This window comes from Mycobacterium branderi, from assembly GCF_010728725.1.
Classification (GTDB): Bacteria; Actinomycetota; Actinomycetes; order Mycobacteriales; family Mycobacteriaceae; genus Mycobacterium; species Mycobacterium branderi.
In genome coordinates this window covers 411,280-434,988 of record NZ_AP022607.1, presented here as the reverse complement: position 1 = coordinate 434,988, position 23,709 = coordinate 411,280, and the positions used below count along the sequence as shown (strand labels likewise).

Genomic DNA, 23,709 nt, shown 5'->3' with positions numbered 1-23,709 from the left:
ACAGCGGTTTTCGCCGAGGCCCATTCCCTGGCGGCGTGGGGATCGCCTCAGGCCAAGGACAGGAACAGCTTTTCGAGCTCTTCCTCGGTGAGTATGGCGCCGCGTTCCGCGCCGGTTCCGGTGATGCAGTGGCGCATCCCGGTCGCGACGATCTTGAAGCCGGCGCGGTCGAGCGCACGCGACACCGCGGCCAGCTGGGTGACGACGTCCTTGCAGTCACGGCCGGCTTCGATCATCGCGATGACCCCGGCGAGCTGGCCTTGTGCGCGCCGTAACCGCTTGAGTACCAGATCCATTGCGTCGGCGTCGGTGGAAGCCATATCGGACCTTCTTTCTTTCTGTCGCAGAGGGTTATCGCCGGCGCCGCGGGCACGTCGTGAGCCCGCAGGTCCGGCATACAACGGCGTGGCACATCAGCTGCTCTTTGCAGTCGCGGTCGATGGCGGTCCCTTATAGGGGCGTTGCAGGACGGCGAACCCGGGGACCGACGCCGCGCTCAGCACGGCGTCGAGCAGCGCGGCGCCGGCCACTGGAGCGGGCAGGCTGGTCAGCACCGGCCCGAAGAATCCTTTGCCGTCCACCGCGAGGATCGGGCTGCCGCCATTGCCGCCGAGCGCATCCTGGCTGCGTTGGTGCGCCGCGCGCACGAGGTCATCCCATCCCGGGTCATCGAGTGCATCGAGCAGGGCCGGGCTGCAGTTCGTCGCCGCGAGCACCTCCTTGACCAGACTGTCGGTGGCGTCGGCCGCCCCGTCGTGTGCCCGGGCACCCCAGGCCTCGTAGAGATCGCCGAACGTGCCGGGCCCGCCCGGGTCGCTGACGGCGGCGAACACCCGCCCCACCCGACGCGACGAGTCGAGTTTGGCCCGCTGGGCGGGCGGCACATCGCGACCCTCGTTGAGCACAGCCAGGCTCATTTGCCGCAGTGCGACACGGCGCCCGGTCGCCGTGGCCGCGTCCAGCAACCAGCGCGAGGTCACCCAGGCGAATGGGCATATCGGGTCGACGTAGAGCTCGATCGAAGTCATTGCAGTTCCTTGGCGAGCGCACTGATCGCCGCCTGTAATTGGCGTGTCGCTTCTTCGGCGACGGGCAAGAGTGCCGACTCGTCGATGACCTGCACCATCACCTGGGGATTCATCGCTTCGACGTGCACCCGGTTCTCCGCGTCTTCGCGAACCACAACATTGCAGGGCAGCAGCAATCCGACCTGCTTGTCGGCTGTTAAAGCGCGATGCGCCAGCGGGGGGTTGCAGGCACCGAGAATCACATAGCGCTCCATCGACTCTCCGAGCTTCTCTTTCAGGGTCGCTTGGACATCGATCTCGGTCAGTACCCCGAAGCCCTTGTCCAGCAATACTTCCCGGGTCCTTGACACAACTTTGTCGAAGTCGGCGGCCTCGGCCGATGTGGCTATCGCGATGGACATGTTTCCCCTTCTCAGTGCCGATTGCGTGCTCATCGCACGCAAAGCGCTTGGCGGCCAACGGGTGTTGGCATTCATCGTGGTGAGCAGCCCGCCGCGTGAACCGGCGCACAGCCGTGCACGGCCGGAGCGCCTGCCACGATCCGGCGTGGCGGGCGCGGTGCTGCGAGTGGCAGGCGCCTGGTATTGCCGGCCGCTCTGCGGGCCGCTGACGCATATACCCATAGGGGTATACATGAGGACAGCATAGCGCATACCCGGGCGGGTATATAGGGGTTTAGGGCGACCAGGCGGTGACAAATTTCCGACCCGCCCACCGCATCTCCGGCAGGCGGCGCTTTGCGCCGCGCCGGAATGCGCGCAGGCCACGCGGTCCTGATCTGAGCCGATGTCAACTATTCGTCATAGGATCGGTAATCCGGCGGTAATCGACACCAGGAGCGGGATGGAACGCGGCAAAACCCACAATGCGGACGAGCGCTCCGAGTCGCCGCCGACTGATCGAGTGGTTGCCATCCTGGAGTTGCTGAGTCGGCAATCTGAGCCCAGTTCGGTGGCGTCGATTGTCTCGCGGCTCGAGTTGAACCGGTCCACGGTCACGTCGATCTTGGTGGCCCTGGAACGGGCCGGGTGGGTGGTTCGCCGACCCGATCTGCGCTATGTACTTGGTCCCGGGCTGCTGGGGGTCGCTGAGGCGGTCCGCGAATCGCTGCCGCTGCCGGCTCGCTTCGACGATGCGATCGCGGAGTTGGCGCAGCGCAGCGGATGTGGGGCGTCGCTGGCGCTGGTCGGGACCGGTGAGATGACCTTCCTGAGCGTGGTTCGCGGGCAGGGCCGGGTGCCGCCCGGTGTCGGTGCCGGAGTACGGCTGCCACTGACCGCGCCGGTGGGCGCCGCGGTGATCGCGCACCGAGATGCCCGGACACGCAAGAGGTGGCTCGCCTCGGCCCCCACGTCCCTTCGGCCGGCATTTGAAGACGTGCTCTCGCAGGTGCGCACCCGTGGCGTTGCCGTGTTCGGTCTTGGCGAATCGGACCCGAAAGTACTCGATGTGCTCGGTGAGGTGGCCGAACTGCTCGCCGAGCATCCACGCCGAGTTGCCTTGCGCCAGCAGGTGTTCGAGCTGTTGATCGGCCTGGGCGCAAACCCCTACACGGTAGATCAGCTCGCGACGCGCAAACGGTTGTCGGTGGGTTATCTCATCGCCCCGGTCTTCAATGCCGATGGGCAGGCGGCATATGAACTGCAGCTGGGGCCGCTGCAATCTTCGGCCAGCGCCGCTGAGCGCAAGCGTTACATCGACGAAGTTTGGGCGACCGCAGCCAAACTCAGCGCGTAATAGACCACGCCGCCCCGCCGGCTGAAATCAGAGATCGGGCGACCGGTCGCAAGCCATATCTTTTCCGGCCCGACCGGGGTGCGGCGACGTCGGCACTGCGGGGGTTGTGCTGACCGGGGCGGTCCTTGTGTGCGGTTTCGGCGCGACGTACGATCGTCGATGCACAATTATTCGTCGGTTGAGCGACAAATATTCGTCGGAGGTTGGTGATGAGTGCGACCATGCACGACCAGAGGGTGGCGTTCACGCCTCGCTCGGGCGCCTCGTGGCGTGATCCGTGGCCGATGTATGCGCAGTTGCGTGAGCACGACCCGGTACACCACGTGGTTCCCGCACATGCGCCGGAGAAGGACTATTGGGTGCTGTCTCGCTACGCCGATGTCAGCGCCGCCGCCCGCGACCACGAAACGTTCTCCTCCGCTCACGGTTTGACCGTCGACTACGGGGAGATGGAGCGGCTGGGCCTGACCGACAATCCTCCGCTGGTGATGCTCGATCCGCCGCAGCACACCACCTTCCGCCGGATGGTCGCGAAGGGATTCACCCCCAAGCAGATGGTGTCGATCGAGCCCGCGGTGCGCGACTTCGTGGTCGAGCGCATCGAGCGGCTGCGCACGCGCGCACTGCCCTGATGACCTCAAACCAGCTGCTCGAAGCCAGTTTTCGTGTGAGCTGATCGACTCAGCGGCCGTGCCGCGAAGAGGCGGGATTGATTCATCTGATGAAATATGCGGTACTTTTTGATGGATAAGCGTGATTATCCATCTTTTTTCGGTCAGACTGTGAGACATGGTGCGCAGCAACGACTTCGGCTCCACAGCGACGCCCGCTGGCGCGTCGGCCTGTGCCGAGGCCGCGGCGACCGGGCCAGATACCGATAGCGCCACCGCGGCCGCGATTCCGGACTGGTTCGCCGACTTCTTGATCGATCGGGCATCGCGTAAGCCCTCGGAGCACACGATGAAGGCCTACCGTCAGGACTTCGCCGCGGTGGCGGACCTGCTGACCGCCGGCAGGTCCGGTGACATCGCGCTAACTGACATAACGCGAAGCAAGCTGCGTGCGGCGTTCGCGGCCTATGCCTCGACACATGAGCCGGCCTCGATCCGGCGCTGCTGGTCGACGTGGAATGTGTTGTGCGACTTCCTCTATACCGCCGAACTGATACCGGCCAACCCGATGCCGTTCGTCGGCCGGCCCAAAGCGACCAAAACACTTCCCCGCGCCCTCCCCCAGCCTGCGGTCGGAGCGCTGCTCGAGGCGGTCGAGGCCGACCAGGGATCACCACGGCGCACCGACTGGGCCGAGCGAGACCTGGCGTTGATCCTGACCGGGCTGCTGGCCGGGCTGCGGGCCGACGAGCTGCGCCGGGCCGACGTCGGCGACATCCGCACGACCAGTGACGGCGGGGCGGTCATTCATGTTCGCGGCAAAGGCAGCAAGGACCGCTCCGTGCCGATCGAGGCCGAGCTGTTGGCGATCATCGAAGGCTACCTGGACAGTCGGGCGTCCCGCTTCCCCGCCACAACGAAATCCTCAGGGGCGACCGGGCTTTCGCGCTGGCCGTCGAACGCTCCACTGTTCGTGGGCCGCGACGGCGAACGCATCACCCGCGGCACCGTTCAGTCGCGTGTCCGGCGCGCTTTCCGCCGCGCCGGGCCGGGTGCCCAGCCGGTCCGCGGCGCGCTCATCCATGGGCTGCGCCACACCTACGCCACCGAGCTGGCCAACGCGGGGGTCAGCGTCTACACGCTGATGAAGCTGCTGGGCCACGAGTCGATGGCAACATCGCAGCGCTACGTCGCCGGCGCCGCCCGTGAAACCCGCACCGCCGCCGCACAAAACCCGCTTTACGGCATTGTTCACGACCGGCTGGGTCGACCGAAGCGGCTCGACGGGGAAACGACTGGTAGCCAATGAGATGCAAAACACCAGGCCTCATGCAAGGCAAGTGAGCGACACACTCGGTGAGCCGTTCCACACGCATGCTCATGGATAATTTGACATTATCCACGAAAAACGTCTCCATCTTCGCTATCATATTGGGCTAGCGTCGGGCGAACGACCAACTGGTCGTGGCGGACCCATGCTTGCTGGGCCGGTAGACCGGGCAGGCGCACCAGCACTCCACCAAAAACGGACGGTCCGCTGATGACAACCACTTCACCGGCATCTACCGGTAGCGGCGATCCATCGGGCAGTTCCGCGGGCAGTCCAGCGTCGGACCACAGCAGCCGAAAGCCATTCGGGTAGATTCTTGCAGACTTGCCCGCAAGGTTCGGCTCGTCGTAGCGCACGATCTGCCATTGCCCGGAAATACCGTTCTCATCGGCGATTTCGACAAATTCCGGCAATGACAGCGGGTACTCGATCGTCTCGTCCGGATCGGGCGGTCCCGTCCGAACAGGCGGCAGCGGAGGCAAGGGGCCGCGGATGTGCGGCGTGGTAACCGTGCGCAGGATCTCTTCGTGTAGCTCGTCGCCGGTGAGGCCGAGAGCCTCACATTTGGCCACGAGCACATCCCAATCAGCGTCCGGACCAGAAGTCACGTACCGAGCCTAGGCCGCCCGACCGACCACGAGAAGCGGTGAAGTCACGAGCGAACGAACCGGCCCACGGGCCCCACGACGATGGTCGGCTGCCGCGATCCATCGGGCCACCTGTGCGCCGGAACCCTCTGGACACCGGACGACCGTCCGCCGGGAGAGCGAAGGTGTGGGAGCCGACCGCGTGGCCGCATTTCGAAGTGGACCCCCGACAGGCGGCTGCCGTGTTCAGCGCCGCAGGTCTGAACTGGATGTCTCAGCGGTTCGGCACAGTCGACCCGGCCCGTGCCCGCGCCGGGTCAAGCCGCCTGGTGGACACGTTCGCGGCGGGTGCCGCTGGTTTGCCCGGCGTGGTAAGTGCTTGTCGGCCGCCGCAAACACCAGCGCATGCCCGCCGTCGTTGCTAGCGCGTGATTGCTGACAGTCTCCGACCGGAAGGCTAAGACGATGGCGGCTAAGTTCGAGATCAGCAAGGACCACGCGGGCAAGTTCCGGTTTCACCTCAAGGCGCCGAACGGCGAGATCATCGCCGCCAGCCAAGGCTATGAGACCAAAGCAAGCGCCGAGAAGGGTGTTGAGGCGGTCAAGACCCACGCCCCGACAGCTAAGGTCGAAGACCTCAGCGAGGCCAAATCCACCTAGCCCGTTACCAATTCACTGTCTCGGCGGTCTTGGGCGCCGTGACATTCTCACGCAACCGTGCATAACACACCTGAAAACCAGCATGTCGCATCGCGGGCGGCCGGCTCACCAACCGGGTGCCGCGCGCGTTCTGACCGTCGAGCGGCCACGCCTGGCACGTACTTGCTGATGCCCCAACCCTTCTGGCACTGAGACCCGGTCGATGTGGCACCGAGACGCGTCAGTGGCCGGCGTCGATCGCCGCACCACCGGGTGATCGCGGTCACCGGGTGATCGGCTGCGGGCGAAAGGCTGCGGCCGAAGTGTGTCCGCCGGCCCCGGGGTGGGCGATCACGTGACGGCGACGAGTGACACCGCCGGTGTGCGCGTGCGCGCCGGCACTGCATGGCATGCTGAGTTACCGGTGAGGAATCGATGACGAGCACGCCAGACGATCCACGGCCGGGCACGGGCCCCGGCACGTGGCACTCGGCTGTGCTGGGTGTCGGGTCGGTGGTGGCGGGCTATCGCGTGGAGCGCTTGCTCGGGGTGGGCGGCATGGGCGCGGTGTATCTGGTCGCCAACCCCGAGTTGCCGCGCCGGGACGCACTGAAAGTTCTTAGCGCCGAGTTGTCCTACAACGACGAGTTTCGGGCCCGCTTCACGCGGGAAGCCGAAGTTGCCTCGATGCTGGATCACCCCAACATTGTGTCGATCTATCGGCGCGGCCAGACCGACGACGGGCTGCTGTGGATCGCGATGCAGTTCGTCGATGGCACCGACGCCGACGGGGCGCTGCGGGCGGGGACGATGACCCCGGCGCGCGCGGTCCACATCGTCGGTGAGGTCGCCAAGGCGCTGGATTACGCGCACGCGCACCACGTGGTGCACCGTGATGTCAAGCCGGCCAACTTCTTGCTGTCGGGGCCCGTCGGCGCCGAGGAGCGGGTGCTGTTGGGCGATTTCGGGATCGCCCGCGCGCTCGACGACGTCGGTTTGACGGTGACCGGGTCGCTGGTGGCCACGCTCGCCTATGCCGCCCCCGAGGTGCTCGCCGGGGCCGGATTCGACGGCCGCGCGGACCTGTATTCGTTGGGCTGCACGCTGTTTCGGATGCTGACGGGTAAGACCCCGTACTCCACCGCGAACGGGCCGGGCGCGGTGATGATGGCCCACTTGCAAGCGCCGCCGCCGCGGATCACCGACCAGGTACCCGCATTGCCGCGCGCGCTGGACGCCGTGATCGCCAAGGCGATGGCCAAAGATCCCGCGCAACGGTTCTCCTCGGCGCGCGAACTGGCCGCGGCCGCGGCTTCGGTGCTGCACGACCGCACCACCTCGGTGACGGTGCCCTGGCAGCCGCTTGCGGGTGCTGAAGTGAGTTCCTATCCCGACGCGCACGGCACCGGCGCGCAGTGGTGGCAACACACCGGCGCGTTGCCCACCCATGCGGGCCCGGCCGCCGCACCCACTCAGTGGGGCGCACCGGGTTTCGTCTTCTCCCCCGTCCCGGTCAAGCAACGGCGGCGGCGCCGAACACTGATCCTGGCCACCGTGGCCGCGGTGGTCGTGCTGGCCGCTGCCGGGGTCGGCGCCACCGCCCTCAGCCGGCGCTCGGGTGAACATCCCGAGCCCCCTGCCCCGTCGGCCGCCCCTACCACCACAACCACCGCCCCGCCCACTCCAGTGCCCCCGCTGCCGCCCAAGGTGCTTGATGGCCTGCTGCCCAGCCCCGAACAAGTCGCGCAGATCATGGGCGCTTCTGAGTTGGCTCTTTTCGTATCGGGTGACAACTTGATCGACGACTCGTCGAAACTCGCCGAGAAAAACTGCATCGGCGCTTTCGCGCCGGCGCAGGCCATGGTCTATCTGCATAGTGGATGGAACGCCGCGCGCGTACAAGCCATCCACGAACCGGGCCCGGTCCCAAAGGCATTCGAAATCATCCAAACCGTGGTGCAATTCGCCACCGCCGCCGACGGGCAAAAGTTGCTCGCCGACCAAACAGCCCAGTGGTCGGCCTGCTCGGGAACCGATTTCACGGTGACCTACCCGGACATGGCCCCGCAGAAGTGGAAGTTCGGCCCGCTCACCAAGGCCGACGCGGCGATATCGATGAAGCAAATCTGGAACGGTCCCGCCAACGTCATGCCACAGGGCGGTACGTGTCAGCGCGCCTTACAGATCCACAACAATGTGGTCGCCGACATATGGGCCTGCCGCATCGACATCAACAACCAGGGCGTCGACCTCGCCAACGCCATCATCGCGAGAATCCCACATTGAACAACTCGGGTCGACGGATAGGGCTGTGCTAGCTGTCGGTGATGTCGCGTTGGCGGCTTCGGTAGGCGCGCATGCCGGCTTGCGATTTGCATTGGGTGCTGCCGAAGGTGGCTGAGGGGTTGCGGCTGGTGTCGATGAAGCCGTGATGGCAGTTTTTGCAGGCTTTGACCTTGACCCAGCTTCCGGTTTGCGACAGTGCGGTGACCTCGGCCAGGACGGTGCCGAGCACGCCGGCGAGCGCAGGCTAGCGGTGCGCCGTGCGGCTACATGGGACCGGGCAGCTCACCCAGAGCGGAGAGTTCTGCGTGGACAGGTTCGATGGCTGCCCGGTATTGCTCGTCAGTCAGAGATTTCGTGTAGTAGCGCTGTATGCGCAGCTGGTATTCCTGGTCGCGCAGGTACCGGATGCGGTCGAGCCTGGCGGAGTCGTCCCCCGAGAACTTCAATTGCTCGAGGCTGAGGTGGCCGGCCATGAACTGTTCGATCGGTGAGAGCCGATACCCGTGGTCGGCAAGGAATTCGAAGTACGGCTTGCAATAGGGACGTCCGCTGGCTCGCCAGCTGCGCTGGGCGGTGTTCCACTCGAAAGCTGCAAGCACCATCGCCAAAGTCACGGCGGCGGGGCGCTCATCGATATCGACTATCGCCGGAAGGTCTTCGTAACTGGCTTCGTCGGTTCCCAGCAGCTGTGCGGCAACATCCATGCTGGCGGGACAGTGCAGGTCCGTCAGAAAGTGAAAATTACGGGCGATGAACGTATTGGTCCCCGGCGGTGGCGTTTTCGCCGAGAAAATGTTCGTGCGAATCCAGTCAGCGCGAGCGGACGTCCCATGTCCCAGGTCAGATACCGCGCGTACACGTCAAGGTCCGGGACCTTCGCGCGGCGGGCCAGATCTCCCAAAGTTGTTCTGCCGCTCACCAATCTGCAGATGTGATCCTCTTGCCGGAGGTCATCGCGCGTGTAGATCAGCCCGAGATCGAGGCGGCGGACATAGTCATCGGTATTGACGTGCACGATCCACCCGGCCGGTCCGGCGATTCCGGGCACGTAGCGGGTGGAGATCTCGACCAGCAGGTCATCGACGGTGGCCGACTCGGGGAAGATCCAGAAAACACGATGGGACTCGACATCATCGCCCATCGCGACGCTGCTGCGGTCCAGCGTCACCTTCACCGTGTCGGTCATGCCCGTCATTGTCTCGCAAATCGCGTACTGCACCGGCGGGCCCTGCGGGTCCCGTGTAAGGCCTACCGCCCGAAGGCATTCGCGCCGGCCGCAGGGCCTTTGACCGCAGGGTCGCCCAGCCGTCCCAGTCGAGCCGCGAATGGCGGCCGGAGGATCTGCGATGGGCACAGCCCCGTAGCCAAGGCCATTGTGTCGATCCGCCCGCGGTGATCGGCGTGCGCGTCGGCGGTGCATACACTGCCCCCATGGCGCAGGTCTCAGGCCAGCCGATCAATGTTGATGCCGAAAATGTGATGCACGCCGCGGCGACGGTGGCCGGGCGTCTGGAGCGGGCCGCGCAGCCGGGTCCGACGCCGGTCGCCGCGACGTCGGGGTCGCCGGTCGATGCTGCCGCCCAGGCGTTGGCTACCAGCGTCCGCACGAAGATCGCGGCGATGTCAACTCAACTGGCCGGTAAGGGCCCCGAGCTGCAAGCCACGGCCCAGGCGGCACTGTCGAGGCTGCAGGCCCAAGACTCCGAGAACGCGGCCAAGATCGCGGAGGTAGGCGCCCGATCGCAGGTGTCAACCATCAATGGTGACGCGCGCCGTGGCATCCAAGCCGTCGACCGAACGTGGAAACAGGCGCCCGACCCGCAAGAACCTCAGCCCAAAGACAACCCCGACCCACCATGGAAAGACCAACCCCCACCCAAGAACTGGGAAGACATCAAAAAGATCTTGGATCAGCTGCAGAAAGGCGAAAACAAACCACACCGGCAACTGGACACACCCGAGGAAATCAAAGACTTCTGGGACTGGCTCAGCAAAGGGGCCAAGGGCGACCTGCCGTCGCCGGGCTTCCCCCGCAAGGTTTTTGACGACGGCACCGAGGTCGGTATGCGGCCCGACAGCAAATCCGGCGGCCCCACCGTCGAGTTCACGCCACCCGACTCCAAGCGCCTCCCCAAAGTCCACCTGCCGCTACCGCCACCGCCCGCAGCACCACCCGCGGCGGCACCGCCCGCGGCGGCACCGGAATCACCAGGCCCCTCGGTGGCATCGCAGATAGGACACGATCTGGAAAGCGCCGGCAAGGGCATCTGGACAGTCGTGGTCATTGCCGGCGGCCTGCTCAGCGGGATCTTCGGCGGCACCGGCGGAAGGGTTCCGACCCCATGACCTCTGCAGAATTACCGCCGATCATGCAGCCCATGGCGACGTCGGTACCCGACCTGCTCAGCGACGAAGAAGACGTGCAGGACATCGCCGCGCTGCCAGCTGACGCGACGCCCACCTGGTTGCAGCAACTGAGCGAGGTAACCACCTGGCAACCGGTCAGGCTGCCCCACAACCCGCAGCTGCGCCTTGCCGTCCACGGGACGCCTAGCGATGGCAGCTGGCAGGCTGCCGAGACGTTGAGCGTTTTCCGCTTCACCGGCTCGCCGCTGTTCGCCGATTTACTCAGCAACTCTGCGCGCACCCTGCGGAACCTGCACGCCGCCGAAATCACCACGAAGATGATGCGCGTTCCACCAGTTCAGGGTGTCGCCGCGTTGCGCAGCGCCGGCACCATCACGTTCGGCGAGCGCCGCGTTTGGGTGCAACTCAGCCATTACCTCATCGGCTCAGAGGAACCCCTGGCCGGCCGGCTAATCGTGCACGGCATGTTCGTCGACACTGCCTGGCGCGCCCAGCTGGCCGCCACTGTCACGGCACGCAGCGACGCGGTGCATCGCGGCTTCGTCGCGGCGGTGCGCGACGCACAGCGCAGCGGCTAATCGTCGCTGGCCACCACCAGCGCCACACTTGCGGTCGCGCGGTCGATCAACACGAACTCGTGAAAGCCAGTCGATGAACCGACAACCCCACCCCAGTCGTGCCAGGCACTCCTACCCAGATTGGCCAGCTGATAACAACTGCTCGCCGCCCTGATCCGTGAATACAGCTCACGTTCCAGTTCGTCGCGCTGAATATCCGGCAGCGGCACCTCGTATTCGGCCCAGGTGCGCAACAACGCCTCCGCGTCCTCGGCCGACACCGGCGAATACGCCGCCGAAGTGAGCACCTCCAACCGGTACGGACCGTGAATGGGTGCCTCGTGCTTCTCTTGACTGCCCAAGGCATAGCTGTCCCGATACAGACGGTGACCAATGAGCATCGCTAATACCGCGTCGTCGCCGGCGCCTTCCGGCAATGCGAACAATTTGATGTCCACCCACTGCCGGCTATGCCGGAAGTTGACGAACACCTCGCCGCGGAAGGCAAGCCCGTCATCAGAACTCGGCGTCGATTCTGCAGCGCTCACCGCACCCGCCTCATCCATCGCCGGCACCCCATCACCGGTCCGACCACGCCGAAACACCCGCCATTGTCTACCGCAGCGATCGGTACCCGACTGCGCGTTCACGCAGCGCTCGGGCCAACTTACCACCGCGAACACAGCGCTGATCGCCGATGCGCATAGCCTACGTAAGCACTAAGTAGCCTCCACACACAGTAGGTACTTTCCGCGATTGCCGGGACTTCTCGGGCGGCCTGACACTCGCAGCATGGCAGTGATCAGCCGGGACACCTCAGGTGTCGTCATACAGTTTCCGCCGATCCCTGCCGCCGGGCCAACGGCCCTGGTGTGGAGTCGGACGGCGACGGGTCTCAGTGCCGACTACACCTGTCTATTGCCGGATATCCAGCGCCCGAGCCGGTCAAGTGTGAAACCCGTTGACACGCGCCAAACTCGACAAGAGATCGTTGGCCAGACGGGTGTCGTCTGGCAATTCATGACGCGGCCGCTCTGCACAAATGTCCTCTGTTCCGGCTTGGTGTGGCGATGACGATTCCATTGATTGCGGCGGCTGCTGCGCGATCCGAGCCGAATCATGCTGTCAGCGCTCAGCCGCTAGATCCGTCGCTAGCGCAAAGGGGCCCGCGCACAGCAACGCTGCTGAGCGATCGCGGTAGCGACCCGGTTCGTGGCACCGGTTACACAGTAACGACCAGCGATGGGGTGCGATTGTCGGTCCGTGAATACGGCACTCGCCGCGCCGCCCACACCGTCGTGCTTCTTCATGGATGCTCTCTGAATAAAGACTCGTGGAACATCCAGATCACCGAGCTTCTCCGCCAATGGAATTCGGATATTCGCATCATCGCCTACGACCATCGCGGCCACGGCAAATCCGCGGGCGCGCCAATGCATACCTACCGAATTGAGCGGCTCGGCGCTGATCTCGGCGATGTCCTCACGTCCTTGCACGTGAAACCGCGGTTGACGCTTGTGGGACATTCCATGGGCGGCATGGCGAGCCTGGCCTACCTTGGTCTTCCCGCGAGCCTGCGGCCGGTCGATCCCCATGGGCTGGTATTGGTGGCGACCGCGGCGGGCCAGCTAACTGAGCGCGGCCTTGGCCGACTGCTGGCAACCCCAGCGATCGACATCCTCTACCTACTGGCACAGCACGTACCGCACTCGATCGCAGAGGGGGCCTTTCGGCTCCTCACTCGACCGTTATGCGGGGCATTGGTCAGCCAATGGGGGTACGGCACACGCCGTCACGACGCGCTCGCTGCTATCTCAGCCGCGGCGATCAACGCCACGCCGTTGGCAACCAAAGCCGCTGCGCTGCACGCGCTAAGGCACTACGACCAATATCGAACCCTCAAATCCGTCACCGCCACAACAGTTGTTCTTAGTGGTGGAGCCGACTTGCTAACCCCGCCGTCTCACGCGCGAGACATTGCTGCAGGCATTGCAGGTGCTATCCGCATTCACGAGCCGCAAGCTGGGCACATGCTCCTGCACGAGGCACTCCAGCTGGTCGCCACCGCAATTAACCATGTACTCCATCGCGGCAAACTCGCCTACTCGAGTCCAATCGGCAATGCCGCCTACACCGTCGATTCAGGAAATGGCTGATGGCCACGCATCGGCATCACTACGAGATCTGGGACAGCACCCCTACTGGCGCCGACATCGTCGGGGAGGTTGATACGTTGCGGGCAGCGCTGGCGCTCTACGTGCGTACCCGCAGAGCAACGCGAGGTCACACGATCGACCTGTTGGTCACCCCGATGGCCGAGGGCTAAGCGTCGAACGGACTTTGGTCGCGACCGAGATCTCGCCCATTGCGAAGCCCCGGAAGTGGCCGGGCAAGTCGGCCAGGTCATCCACGCGGTCAGACAGCGTCGGGCTTGGAACCCGAACGACAAAGCGCGCCGTCGAACTGACAACCGATATCGCAGGGTTGGTTGACCATTCGAACAAAACCGGCGCGCTCGAATTTAACGTAAGCGGATTGTAGTCAGCCTGAATGTTTTTCAGACTGTGCCGGTAGCCGCAATCAAGGAGGAGCGCTTATGCGGGTCGGCGTCCCGACTGAGATCAAGAATAACGAATACCGGGTAGCGATCACCCCCGCCGGTGTTGCCGAACTGGTCCGCCGGGGCCACCAGGTCTTAATCCAGGCAGGCGCCGGCGAGGGGTCGCAGATCAGCGACATCGAGTTCAAATCGGCTGGCGCCGAGATCATCCCAGACGCCGAGCAGGTCTGGGAGCAGGCCGACTTGTTGTTGAAGGTAAAGGAACCCGTCGAGGACGAGTTCCGACTGATGCGGCGCGACCAGATCCTGTTCACCTTTCTCCACCTCGCGGCATCCCCCGCGTGCACCGAGGCGCTGCTTAATGCAGGCACCACGTCGATTGCCTACGAAACTGTGCAGGCCGACGATGGCACATTGCCACTGCTGGCCCCGATGAGCGAGGTAGCGGGACGGCTGGCCTCACAGGTCGGGGCTTTCCACTTGATGAGACCGGTTGGCGGCTGTGGTGTGCTGATGGGTGGAGTTCCCGGCGCCCGGCCGGCCGACGTTGTAGTGATTGGGGGCGGCACGGCAGGGTACAACGCCGCATGGGTAGCTGCTGGAATGGGAGCGCACGTCACCATCCTCGATGTCAACCTCGCCAAGTTACGGGAACTAGACGCCAAGTTCGGCGGCCGCGCACAGACCCTGTACTCCTCGACGTTAGAACTGGAAACTGCGGTTAAGCGCGCGGACCTCGTCATCGGTGCCGTGCTGGTACCCGGCGCCAAAGCACCCAAGCTGGTCGCGAATTCCCTGGTGGAGCAAATGAAACCGGGCGCAGTACTAGTCGACATCGCGATCGATCAGGGGGGCTGTTTTGAGGACTCATGCGCAACCACGCACGAAGCCCCTACTTACGCCGTCCACGGAGCAATCTTCTACTGTGTGGCGAATATGCCCGGCTCGGTGCCGAGCACTTCGACGTTCGCGTTGACCAACGCGACCATCCCGTACGTAGTTGCACTGGCTGACCTGGGTTGGCGGGTGGCTTGCCAATCCGATCCGGTAATCGCGCGGGGGCTTACAACCCACGATGGCGCGTTGCTCAACCACCAAGTCGCGTCCGATCTGAGCCTTGCATTCACCGACCGAGAGTTGGTATTGGCATAGATTCGCCTGTGTGGCATCGTATTCCGTGCGGCGGCGACCTGCAGCCAGTTGCGCTGTCGCTGCACACCACATCTCCTCGAGACTGCTTCTCCCATGGCGTTTTGCCGGCCACAGTAGCCTGTTACAGACGAAGAAGTCTGATGCTTTCCTCGCGCATGTCACCTTTGCGGATCTTGCCGGTGACGGTCATCGGAAACTCGTCGACGACGTGGACGTAGCGCGGGATCTTGTAGTGCGCCAGCTTGCCGGTGGCGAAGGCGCGCACTGCCCCGGCGTCGAGCGGGCACCGCCCGGGCTTCATCCGAATCCACGCACAGATCTCTTCGCCGTAGCGCTCGTCGGGCACGCCGACCACTTGCGCCTCGTCGATGTCTGGATGGGTAAGCAGAAACTCCTCGATCTCTCGCGGGTACACGTTCTCCCCGCCGCGGATCACCATGTCCTTAAGGCGCCCAACGACGTTGCAGTAGCCGTCTTCTCGCATCACCGCAAGATCGCCGCTGTGCATCCACCCGTCGGCGTCGATCACTTCGCGGGTCTGGGCCTCGTCGCGCCAGTAGCCCAGCATCACCGAGTAGCCCCGAGTGCAGAACTCCCCCGGCTGCCCGCGCTCCACAACCTCGCCCGTATCCGGGTCGACGATCTTGATCTCCACATGCGGGTGCGCCCGGCCGACCGTCGCCGTGCGCCGCTCGAGATCGTCGTCGATGAGGGTTTGGCACGACACCGGCGACGTTTCCGTCATGCCGTAGGCGATGGCCACCTCGGTCATATTCATCTCGGCCACACAGCGTTTCATCACCTCGACCGGGCATACCGACCCGGCCATGATCCCGGTGCGCAGCGACGACAGGTCGAAAGCGGCGAAGTCGGGATGACCCAGCATCGCGATGAACATCGTCGGGACCCCGTAGACACCCGTGCAGCGCTCGGCCTCGATCGCCGCTAACGTGGCCCCCGCGTCGAACACCGGCGCAGGGATCACCATCGTGGCGCCATGCGCGGTACAACCCAGGTTGCCCAGCACCATGCCAAAGCAGTGGTAGAACGGCACCGGAATGCACACCCGATCATGAGACCCAAGGTTGAGCAGTTGTGTAGCAAAAAAGCCATTGTTGAGGATATTGCGATGCGACAGCGTCGCACCCTTGGGAAATCCCGTCGTCCCCGACGTGTACTGGATATTGATCGGATCGGTGTTGACCAAGGCAGCCGATCGAACCGAAAGCTCCTGTTCAGGCACGAATTCGGAAAGGCTCCGTAACGTTTCCCAGTCGTCAGTGTCGAGAAAGACAACGTCTTCCAGGTGCGAGCACTCCAGACGCGCTCGCTCAGCCAAACGGCGGTAGTCCGAAGACTTGAATACCGACGCCGAGATTAGTATTCGAACGCCTGATTGGTTGAGTGCATAGGCCAATTCGTGCGTGCGGTACGCGGGATTGATGTTGACCAAGATGGCACCGATTTTCGCCGTCGCGTACTGCACGATCGTCCACTCCGCGCAGTTCGGCGCCCAAATGCCAACCCCCTCACCGCGCTCGACCCCGAGCGCCATCAGCCCCCGCGCAATGAGATCGGCCTCGGCGTTAAGCTCGCCATAGGTCCAGCGGCGCCGCCGAGCAACCTCGACCAGAGCCTCGGCGTTCGGGTTTCTCGCCGCGATGCGCTCGAGGTTCGCCCCGATCGTCTCTTGCAGGAGCGGGGTGTCCGTCGGTCCGGCGTCGTAGGACTTCATCGCTCGATGCAGCCTGCTCCGTGCATCCTTTTAGGAGCGGGGCAGGTTGAGCCCGCCGTCCGCCCGCGGCCGCAGCGCGGCCAGCGCCCCGGCAGTGCATGAGCGCCTGCCTCAAGGACCATGCGACTCATTACACTGACGCTGCCGCCGCGTTCACAGCGGTGTCAAACGCGATGGGAACCGATGTCGGCCCGCTGATCCCCACCATCCTCGGTCGCCATTGGACGGGGGCCGCAAGGCGTAGATTGGGCAGTCGATGCGCCATGACGGTGAGCGCCTCGGCGAGCTCAAGTCTCGCAAGGTGTGTGCCCAGGCAATAATGCGCTCCGCCACCGAAGGTCAGTGCGGCCGGGGCACCTTCGCGGGTGATGTCCAAAGTGTCGGGATTCTCGAACACGGCCGGGTCACGGTTGGCGGCTGTAACGTTGGCAATGACGGTCGTGCCGGCGGGGATCACAACCCCGGCCAGTCCCACGTCGTCGACCGCTCTACGCACTATCCCCATCACGATTGGCGAGTGGCGCATGGCCTCTTCGACCGCTTTGGGTGCCAGCTCAGGATGTTCCGCCAGCAGCGTCCATTGATCCGGGTGTTCGAGGAGAGCCCCAACTGCCGCCGCAAGTTGATGACGCGTGGTGTCGGTGCCGGCCGTTAGCAGGGCCGCTGCCAACATCAGTAACTCATCGCGGGTCAGCCGATCACCCTCATCTTCTGCGCGGATCAGGTCTGAGAGCAGGTCGTCTGTAAGGTTTTCGCGCCTGCGAGTCACCATTGCGTCGACGTAGGCGTCAAGGTTCTCCCAGGCCGCGAGGATCGCCGGTCCATCATTGGCGACGTTCCAGCCAAAGATCTTCTCCAGGTCGTCGGCCCAAGCGGAGAAAAAGTGCCAATCCTCCTTGGGTGCACCGAAATACGCGCATATTACCGGTGTCGGAAATCCGCGAGCGATGTCTGCGACCACGTCGCAGACGCCGATGGAACTAACCGGTTCGACTAGGCCAGTGATGATCTCGTTGATCAGATCGCGTAGCCGTTCCACCGATCTCGGCGTGAACGCTTTCGCCACCAAGCGGCGCAGCCGGATATGCTCGGCACCATCGAGGCTCACGATGTACTTGGCGCTGCGTTCCCACAACGGACCAGAAGTGATGCCTTGGGCGTCCAGCCCAAGCCCTCGTGGGGAAACAAAACGCTCGTCGCGGAGCACAAATCGGGCCAGCTCGTAGCTGAGTGCTTCGGGTCCGTGCGGACCCAGTGCGATCGGCGCCCGCTGCTGTGCCTCCCGTAGGAGGCGGTATCCCTCATGGCTATTCTCGACGCGCTCGTAAGAGAGGGTCGGAAGCCCGGCCTGGAACACACTCGGGTGACCGGTGTGGGCTGTATCGACGTCCATGGCGGCTCCAACTGCTGTGACGGTGGAGTGGCGCTATTTGACAACACGCCTTGACACACCAACACTGCGCCGCGACAACGCAGTTGGCAATTGATGGTGCAGTCAAACCCGAGAGTCTGCGTTTGACAGATCAACCAATACGCGTGTCTGAATACCAAACTGTTGAGCACATGGGCGAGTTCGTGTGCGGTATGCCGGATCGAAGTCGACCACGATCTCACCTTCGCGCCGTCCGCATGCTGCTCGATGCTTCCTAGCAACGGGCATTGTGGTCGCGCCGATTCGACACTCATGTACCCAGACGCGAAGCGGTAGATAGTCTAGCGAGCTGGATCGAGAACCACCTTGAGGACATCGTCCTTGCGGTCGGCGAACAACCTGAAGGCCTGTTGGGCCTCAGTCAAACCCATCCGGTGGGTGACGAGTGATTCGATCGTCTTTGCGTTCAAGCGCCCGGTCTCGAGTGCGTCGAGCAGTTCCGGTAGTTGAGCCTGCACCGGGGTTGCACCGGTGTGGAACTCAAGCGATTTGAGAACGCTGGCGAAGACCGGGAAGTCCATCGTCAAAGATTCGGGGACGCCGATCATGGCGACGCGACCACCAAACCGCATCATGTCCAGCGCCATCGCCACGGTGGTCGGCCCGCCGTTCGCGTCGAGCACCACGTCGACACCAATGCCGGCGGTTGCCCCCAGAACGCCTTGCACCGCATCGCCATCATCGATTGGCTCGGCCCCCAAAGCGGCGGCGCGCTTCCGCCGTTCGGCGAGGAGGTCGATGGCGAAGATCCGTTCCGCGCCCAGCGCCGCTGCGGCCAACACGCATTGCTGGCCAACCGGTCCGAGCCCGATCACGGCAACGGATTCTCCCGGCGATACTCGCGCGCGCTTGGCGTGGTACCACGCCGTCGCGAGGTTGTCAGTCAGCATGATTCCGACGTCGTCAGAGATTGCCGACGGCAGTGCGGTCATATTGTGATCCGCTTCGGGTACGGCAACGAATTCCGCTTGGCATCCACCCAGGCCGTGCATACCCTGCCCGAAGATCCGCGGGCCGAAAACCTGGCAGAGTTGGACATTGCCCGTCGAGCACGATGCACACCGGCCACAGCTCAGGATGGCCGACACCAGCACCCGATCGCCTTTCTTGAAAGACGCTACGTTTGCGCCAGTTTCGACGACGATTCCGACGGCTTCGTGACCCATGCAGTACGATCCGACGCCAGGATCCACGTGGTACTGGTGCAGATCGCTGCCACAGATCCCCGACATCGTGACCCGAACGATCGCCCCGTCATCGCCGGGCAGGACCGGATCGTCCACGGTTTCGACCTCGACACGCGATATACCTTTGTAGATCAGCGCTTTCATGAATCGACCTTTGCTCAGGCGTGCGGAATCTTGAATGGGGCGGTGGCGCCGGCATCGACCACCTGGGTACTACCGGTGATGTAGCGCGCGTCATCTGACGCCAGGAACAGCACGACATTGCTGATGTCGATTTCGTCCACCCAGGGCACCTTCAGCGCATTCATGGCCACCAGCAGCTTGGCCGCGTCCTCTCGAGTCGCCCCGGGTACGCCGGTCCAGAACTCGTATCCGATCGGATTACTCAGCATCGGGCTGTCAACCGTGCCCGGATGCACGGAGTTGCAGCGGATCCGGTGCGGAGCGAGTTCCACAGCCAACGCTCGCATCAGGCCAGTCACGCCATGTTTTGCGGCCGTGTAATGACCGAGATGGGAGAAGCCGACTAATCCGCCGATGGAGCTGATGAGTATTACAGAGCCGCCCTCGCCCTTCTCGATCATGAGAGGAACCGCTGCGCGCGTGGTTTTCCATACGCCAGTCAGGTTGATGTCGATCATCTCCTGCCAGACGCGCTCGTCCATGGTGTGCAGCAGATCTGAACTGGCAATGCCGGCGTTGGCGACGACGATGTCAAGCCGGCCCAACTCGGCGACTCCTTCGGCCACGACATCCTGCAGCGCAGTCAGGTCACGCACGTCGGCCGTGCGTGCCACGATGCGCCGGCCCGTCTCCTCGACAAGCTTGACTGTGTGGGCGAGATCATCGGCGGTGGCTGTCGGCGTGATCGCCGTTTCGACTTGCTCGTCGATGTCGACGGCGATGATGTCGGCGCCTTCTTGTGCCAGGCGTAGCGCGTGCGACCGACCCTGACCGCGAGCTGCACCGGTAACAAACGCGACCTTGCGTTCCACGCGTCCCATAACCAGTAGAGTGCTCCGTCGCCACGCACCAAACCATTGATCGCGCCGTCAAACTGCCACACCGGCGTTTGACGGTTCGCCCAATACCGGACCGTGTGGATGGCGAATGTGTTGTGCGCGGTGACCAAGTCGATGCCCGCTGTTTGGCCGCAATTGTTCTGGCGGCGGGCGCCGCTCCGCACCAGAGTGGGGGCACACCGCATATCGCACAGGAGCCAGTCATGTCTATGATCCCCGTCGGCGTTTTCATCGCATCGGCGACCCCCCCGGAGCAAATCGCACCGATTGCCCGCCGCGCCGAACAGCTCGGCTATTCCGAGGTGTGGGTGGCTGAGGACTACTACTTTCACGGCGGACTGGCAGCGGCGGCCGTGGCGCTGGCGGCAACGGAGCGCGTCAAAGTCGGTGTCGGCGTGGTGTCATCGGTCGTCCGGCATCCGGCGGTCACGGCGATGGAGATCGCCACGCTGGTCCGCTGCTATCCCGGTCGGTTTCTGCCGGCAGTGGGACATGGCGCCCCGTTCTTGATCGACCAGATGGGGTTGGCCCCGAAATCTCGGTTGTCGGCGCTCAGCGAGTGCATCGGTAGCATTCGTGCGCTGTTGGCGGGTGAAACATTGAACACCGTCGGCAAGAGCTTCGCGTTTAACGCCGTGGCGTTAGCTCATCCGCCAAACGAGGAGGTGCCGATCCTGACTGGCGTGTTGGGCCCGAAATCATTGCAGCTGTCCGGGCGGATCGCCGACGGGACGGTGCTGAGCAGTATGTCGGGAAGCAAGTACGTCGAGGCGGCACTGGCGCACATCCGTAGTGGCATGGCCGAATCCGGCCGCACCACCCACCTGGTCCCCACGTTCGCGATGTTCAGCTGCCACACCGATCGGGCGGCTGCCAAGAAGGCGGTTCGTCCGCTACTAGCGCATTATCTTTCCGCTTTGGGCCCGCACAACTCCCTGACGAAGCCGTACGGCTACGGCGACGCGCTGGCCAACATGGCCAGCCGCGGCGGCGAAAAGACCGTCCTGCGAGAGGTGCCGGCGGAGTGGGTAGACGAGTTGACCGTCTCCGGAGATCCCGATGACGTCGCCGCGGCCATCCGCGCGTTACTCGGTGCAGGGTCCACCAGTGTGCTGCTCTCCCCCGCCAATTCCGCTACGGCACAACAGGAACTCGAGTTGGTCGCGAAGACGGTGTTGCCAGGCCTCACCGCGCTCGACTGAAGGTCCCCAGCACGCCGCGCTCAGTGCGCCGTCGCGTACCAGGTGGCGATCTGGACCCGACTGTTGACTTCGAGCTTGCGCATGATGTTGGCCACGTGGACTTCGACGGTCCGACGCGCGACGTGCAGGCGTGAGGCAATCTCCTTGTTGGCCAGTCCTTCAGCGATCAAGCGTGCCACCTGCCACTCTCGATCTGTGAGTGGTTGGGTGCCGGCAGCGTCGCCGGATGCGTCGGACTGCCGCGGCTCGTCTAAGTTCGCGTCGGCCAACGCCAGTTCGACGACTCGATCCAGGCTGATCCTGCTTGGACTTTCTGTCAGCCGCCGGTACTGCTGCTCCCCGAGCGCGGCACGGACCCGGTCACTACAGTGATCGCGCTGTTCGATGAGGCTCTTGAACCCCAAGAGCGGCGAGCAGGTGGTCGCCCACATCGGTTGGATAGCAGCTTCGAGTTCAGCGGCATGGCGGACATGGCCCTCGGCGGCGTACGCCCAGCACACTGCCTCGGCGGCAAGCAGCACGCCGGCGGTGTCGTGCAGAGGCTGTTTGGCCCGGATGCTTCGTTGGCCGAGCTCGATCGCCGCCGAGTACTTACCGCGCATGAACTGCGCCAGCGATTGCATCCACAGCCCGTACGATGCCGCCCACCGTTCGTTGAACTGGGCACACATCTGCTCGCACTCCAGCCCGCACTCGAAAGCACTGCCGAAATCTCCTTTACCCCAATCGATCTCAGCCTTGAGGTAAAGGGCGATCGCGATGCCCGGGATGTCGCCGGCGCGCCGTCGGCCGTCCAGGGCACGTCCGATATGGTCGCTTGCGGCATCCAATCGGTCCAGGAAGGCATGGCCGGCAGCCAGCAGCATGGTGGCATAGTCGAGGGCTTCGGCATCCTCGGCCGCCGCTGCATCCTCAGCGCAGCACTGCAGCAGCGACATGGCGTCATCGAGCTGCCCTTCCGCTAGCTCGATCCAGCCCAAAACCCACATCGCCTTGCGCCGCGCTGCCGGAGGCGGTTGTGCTTCCAGCGCCTGCCGCAGCCGCAGGTGCCCTTGACGCACCATGCCCTGCGCGGTCCACAACCGCCACAATTCGGCGGCCATCATTGTGCCAGCTGCCCCGTCGCGTGGACCATCAAGGTAGAAGTCCATGGCGGCGCGCAAGTTTGGCAGGTTCTCCAGCAAGCGCTGTGCCAACGTCGCCTGGTCCGGGCCGAACCAGTCTCGCGCGACAGCCATCACCAGGTCGCGGTAATAGGCGGCGTGGCGGGCCAATACCTCTGTGGTTTCGCCGTGCTCGGCCAGCTTGGCGCGGCCGTATTCCTGCACCAGGCTCAGCATCCGGTATGAGTTGCTGCTGCCGGCCGTGCGGATGAGGATCGACTTGGCGAGCAAGGAGTCGACCAAATCGGCGACCGCGTACACCTGCAGGTCGTCGCCGCAGCAGACCGTCTCGATCGCATCAAGATCAGCAGGGCCCGCGAAAGCACTCATCCGCTCCCAAAGCCTGCGCTCTGCGCCGCCGCACAAGTCGTAGCTCCAGCCGACCAGCGATTCCAAGTCGTAATGACGCGCGGGCGCGTCCCGCACCTGCGAGGTGAACAATCGATACCGGTTGTCCAGGCGGCGCACAATATCACCGGCCGACAGCGACCGCAGCCGCGCCGCGGCCAGCTCTATCGCCAGCGGCAGTCCGTCAAGTTGATGCACGAGCACCTTGACGGCTTCAACGTTATCGCGGTCCACGATGAACGCGGGCTCGACCGCCCGTGCGCGATCGAGTAACAACTGCACGGCTGGATACTGGGTGACCTGTTGCGGGGTGTCCGCCGATTCAAGCGAGGGGGTTTGCAGCGGATAGAGGGGCAACACTTGCTCGCCGGTCATGCGCAGCGGTTCGCGGCTGGTGGTCAGTATGTGTAAGTGAGGAGCAAGGTGCAGCAGTCGACCCGCCATCGCCGCGCAGGACTGGACGAGGTGTTCGCAGTTATCCAGGATGACCAGGGCCCGCCAGCCGGCAATCTTGTCGCCGAGGGAGGAACTCTCGCCGCGGGCCCGGCTGTCATCCACGCCGAGGGTCGAGGCTATTGCCGGCTCGAGCAGCCCGGCGTCGCGTATCGAAGCCAACTCGACGAACCACACGCCGTCCGGGAACCCGGAGAGCACGCTATGGCCAACGTGCAGGGACAGGCGCGTCTTGCCAACCCCGCCCGGGCCGGTCAAGGTCGTAAGCCTGGCCCGGCGGATCAGCGCTCGTAGCTGACGGACCTCGTCGTCG

The 23,709-nt window shown here is 64.3% G+C and carries 23 protein-coding genes and 1 pseudogene; 11 read left to right on the top strand and 13 right to left on the bottom strand.

Going from position 1 to position 23,709, the window contains the following annotated elements:
- Nucleotides 1-47: 47 nt before the first annotated feature.
- From G6N47_RS27120 to G6N47_RS27110, 3 genes are all read right to left on the bottom strand, one after another.
- Nucleotides 48-320: a metal-sensitive transcriptional regulator gene (locus tag G6N47_RS27120; protein ID WP_083133995.1), complete on the bottom strand. Its 273-nt coding sequence runs from the start codon at nt 318-320 to the stop codon at nt 48-50.
- 93 nt (nt 321-413) lie between these two features.
- Nucleotides 414-1,028, bottom strand: a complete 615-nt coding sequence (locus tag G6N47_RS27115) for a mycothiol-dependent nitroreductase Rv2466c family protein (RefSeq protein WP_083133994.1) — start codon at nt 1,026-1,028, stop codon at nt 414-416.
- Complete coding sequence (locus tag G6N47_RS27110) at nt 1,025-1,429, bottom strand: DUF302 domain-containing protein (RefSeq protein ID WP_083133993.1); 405 nt, start codon at nt 1,427-1,429, stop codon at nt 1,025-1,027. The genes G6N47_RS27115 and G6N47_RS27110 overlap by 4 nt, the downstream gene beginning before the upstream one ends.
- Before the next feature lie 442 nt (nt 1,430-1,871).
- Here G6N47_RS27110 and G6N47_RS27105 point away from each other — a divergent pair, with 442 nt between their 5' ends.
- The 3 genes and pseudogenes from G6N47_RS27105 to G6N47_RS27095 all read left to right on the top strand — a co-directional run bounded on the left by G6N47_RS27105 (nt 1,872) and on the right by G6N47_RS27095 (nt 4,685).
- Entirely contained in the window at nt 1,872-2,765 is an 894-nt protein-coding gene (locus G6N47_RS27105) for an IclR family transcriptional regulator (protein WP_083133992.1), read from the top strand.
- A gap of 209 nt (nt 2,766-2,974) precedes the next feature.
- Nucleotides 2,975-3,379, top strand: a pseudogene (locus tag G6N47_RS27100) (cytochrome P450); the annotation flags it as partial.
- 175 nt (nt 3,380-3,554) lie between these two features.
- Entirely contained in the window at nt 3,555-4,685 is a 1,131-nt protein-coding gene (locus G6N47_RS27095) for a tyrosine-type recombinase/integrase (protein ID WP_083133991.1), read from the top strand.
- Between the two features lie 86 nt (nt 4,686-4,771).
- On the opposite strand, the gene G6N47_RS27090 is transcribed toward G6N47_RS27095, so the two are convergent.
- Nucleotides 4,772-5,314 carry a hypothetical protein gene (locus G6N47_RS27090; protein ID WP_139799686.1) on the bottom strand — a complete coding sequence of 181 codons (543 nt, stop codon included), beginning with the start codon at nt 5,312-5,314 and terminating at the stop codon, nt 4,772-4,774.
- A gap of 444 nt (nt 5,315-5,758) precedes the next feature.
- Here G6N47_RS27090 and G6N47_RS27085 point away from each other — a divergent pair, with 444 nt between their 5' ends.
- On the top strand, nt 5,759-5,953 hold the full coding sequence (locus G6N47_RS27085) for a YegP family protein (RefSeq protein WP_083133989.1): 195 nt from the start codon (nt 5,759-5,761) through the stop codon (nt 5,951-5,953).
- Nucleotides 5,954-6,367: 414 nt separating this feature from the next.
- On the top strand, nt 6,368-8,218 hold the full coding sequence (locus G6N47_RS27080) for a serine/threonine-protein kinase PknH/PknJ (protein WP_163659919.1): 1,851 nt from the start codon (nt 6,368-6,370) through the stop codon (nt 8,216-8,218).
- Between the two features lie 28 nt (nt 8,219-8,246).
- Here the strand turns inward: G6N47_RS27080 and G6N47_RS27075 are convergent, their stop codons facing one another.
- From G6N47_RS27075 to G6N47_RS29980, 3 genes are read right to left on the bottom strand one after another with little or no spacing between them, the layout of a single operon-like run.
- Nucleotides 8,247-8,447 (bottom strand): CGNR zinc finger domain-containing protein, encoded by a 201-nt coding sequence (locus G6N47_RS27075; RefSeq protein ID WP_083132796.1) that lies wholly within the window; start codon nt 8,445-8,447, stop codon nt 8,247-8,249.
- A gap of 34 nt (nt 8,448-8,481) precedes the next feature.
- Entirely contained in the window at nt 8,482-8,922 is a 441-nt protein-coding gene (locus G6N47_RS29985) for a hypothetical protein (RefSeq protein ID WP_232080437.1), read from the bottom strand.
- 23 nt (nt 8,923-8,945) lie between these two features.
- Entirely contained in the window at nt 8,946-9,404 is a 459-nt protein-coding gene (locus G6N47_RS29980; RefSeq protein ID WP_232080436.1) for a hypothetical protein, read from the bottom strand.
- Between the two features lie 245 nt (nt 9,405-9,649).
- Between G6N47_RS29980 and G6N47_RS27065 the strand changes: the two genes are divergently transcribed.
- Together G6N47_RS27065 and G6N47_RS27060 are read left to right on the top strand one after the other, a co-directional pair.
- Entirely contained in the window at nt 9,650-10,564 is a 915-nt protein-coding gene (locus G6N47_RS27065) for a hypothetical protein (RefSeq protein WP_139799595.1), read from the top strand.
- The gene (locus G6N47_RS27060) at nt 10,561-11,163 is read left to right on the top strand and encodes a hypothetical protein (RefSeq protein ID WP_083132794.1); all 603 of its coding nucleotides are present in this window, start codon (nt 10,561-10,563) and stop codon (nt 11,161-11,163) included. The genes G6N47_RS27065 and G6N47_RS27060 overlap by 4 nt, the downstream gene beginning before the upstream one ends.
- Here G6N47_RS27060 and G6N47_RS27055 read toward each other — a convergent pair.
- On the bottom strand, nt 11,160-11,690 hold the full coding sequence (locus G6N47_RS27055; protein WP_139799594.1) for a hypothetical protein: 531 nt from the start codon (nt 11,688-11,690) through the stop codon (nt 11,160-11,162). The genes G6N47_RS27060 and G6N47_RS27055 overlap by 4 nt on opposite strands.
- Before the next feature lie 522 nt (nt 11,691-12,212).
- On the opposite strand from G6N47_RS27055, the gene G6N47_RS27050 reads away from it, so the two are divergent.
- The 3 genes from G6N47_RS27050 to ald all read left to right on the top strand — a co-directional run bounded on the left by G6N47_RS27050 (nt 12,213) and on the right by ald (nt 14,854).
- The gene (locus tag G6N47_RS27050; protein ID WP_083132792.1) at nt 12,213-13,298 is read left to right on the top strand and encodes an alpha/beta fold hydrolase; all 1,086 of its coding nucleotides are present in this window, start codon (nt 12,213-12,215) and stop codon (nt 13,296-13,298) included.
- Nucleotides 13,298-13,468, top strand: a complete 171-nt coding sequence (locus G6N47_RS27045; protein WP_163659917.1) for a hypothetical protein — start codon at nt 13,298-13,300, stop codon at nt 13,466-13,468. The genes G6N47_RS27050 and G6N47_RS27045 overlap by 1 nt, the downstream gene beginning before the upstream one ends.
- 270 nt (nt 13,469-13,738) lie before the next feature.
- Nucleotides 13,739-14,854: an alanine dehydrogenase gene (gene ald, locus G6N47_RS27040; protein WP_083132791.1), complete on the top strand. Its 1,116-nt coding sequence runs from the start codon at nt 13,739-13,741 to the stop codon at nt 14,852-14,854.
- 121 nt (nt 14,855-14,975) lie between these two features.
- Here ald and G6N47_RS27035 read toward each other — a convergent pair whose 3' ends face one another.
- From G6N47_RS27035 to G6N47_RS27020, 4 genes are all read right to left on the bottom strand, one after another.
- Nucleotides 14,976-16,589 carry an AMP-binding protein gene (locus G6N47_RS27035; RefSeq protein ID WP_083132790.1) on the bottom strand — a complete coding sequence of 538 codons (1,614 nt, stop codon included), beginning with the start codon at nt 16,587-16,589 and terminating at the stop codon, nt 14,976-14,978.
- Nucleotides 16,590-16,719: 130 nt separating this feature from the next.
- On the bottom strand, nt 16,720-17,982 hold the full coding sequence (locus G6N47_RS27030; protein WP_083132789.1) for a cytochrome P450: 1,263 nt from the start codon (nt 17,980-17,982) through the stop codon (nt 16,720-16,722).
- A 320-nt stretch (nt 17,983-18,302) separates the two neighbouring features.
- Nucleotides 18,303-19,352: an alcohol dehydrogenase catalytic domain-containing protein gene (locus G6N47_RS27025; RefSeq protein WP_083132788.1), complete on the bottom strand. Its 1,050-nt coding sequence runs from the start codon at nt 19,350-19,352 to the stop codon at nt 18,303-18,305.
- A gap of 14 nt (nt 19,353-19,366) precedes the next feature.
- Nucleotides 19,367-20,212: a mycofactocin-coupled SDR family oxidoreductase gene (locus tag G6N47_RS27020; RefSeq protein ID WP_083132787.1), complete on the bottom strand. Its 846-nt coding sequence runs from the start codon at nt 20,210-20,212 to the stop codon at nt 19,367-19,369.
- Nucleotides 20,213-20,433: 221 nt separating this feature from the next.
- On the opposite strand from G6N47_RS27020, the gene G6N47_RS27015 reads away from it, so the two are divergent.
- Nucleotides 20,434-21,432 (top strand): LLM class flavin-dependent oxidoreductase, encoded by a 999-nt coding sequence (locus G6N47_RS27015; RefSeq protein WP_139799593.1) that lies wholly within the window; start codon nt 20,434-20,436, stop codon nt 21,430-21,432.
- A 20-nt stretch (nt 21,433-21,452) separates the two neighbouring features.
- On the opposite strand, the gene G6N47_RS27010 is transcribed toward G6N47_RS27015, so the two are convergent.
- On the bottom strand, nt 21,453-23,654 hold the full coding sequence (locus G6N47_RS27010; RefSeq protein WP_163659915.1) for an ATP-binding protein: 2,202 nt from the start codon (nt 23,652-23,654) through the stop codon (nt 21,453-21,455).
- Between the last annotated feature and the right edge of the window lie 55 nt (nt 23,655-23,709).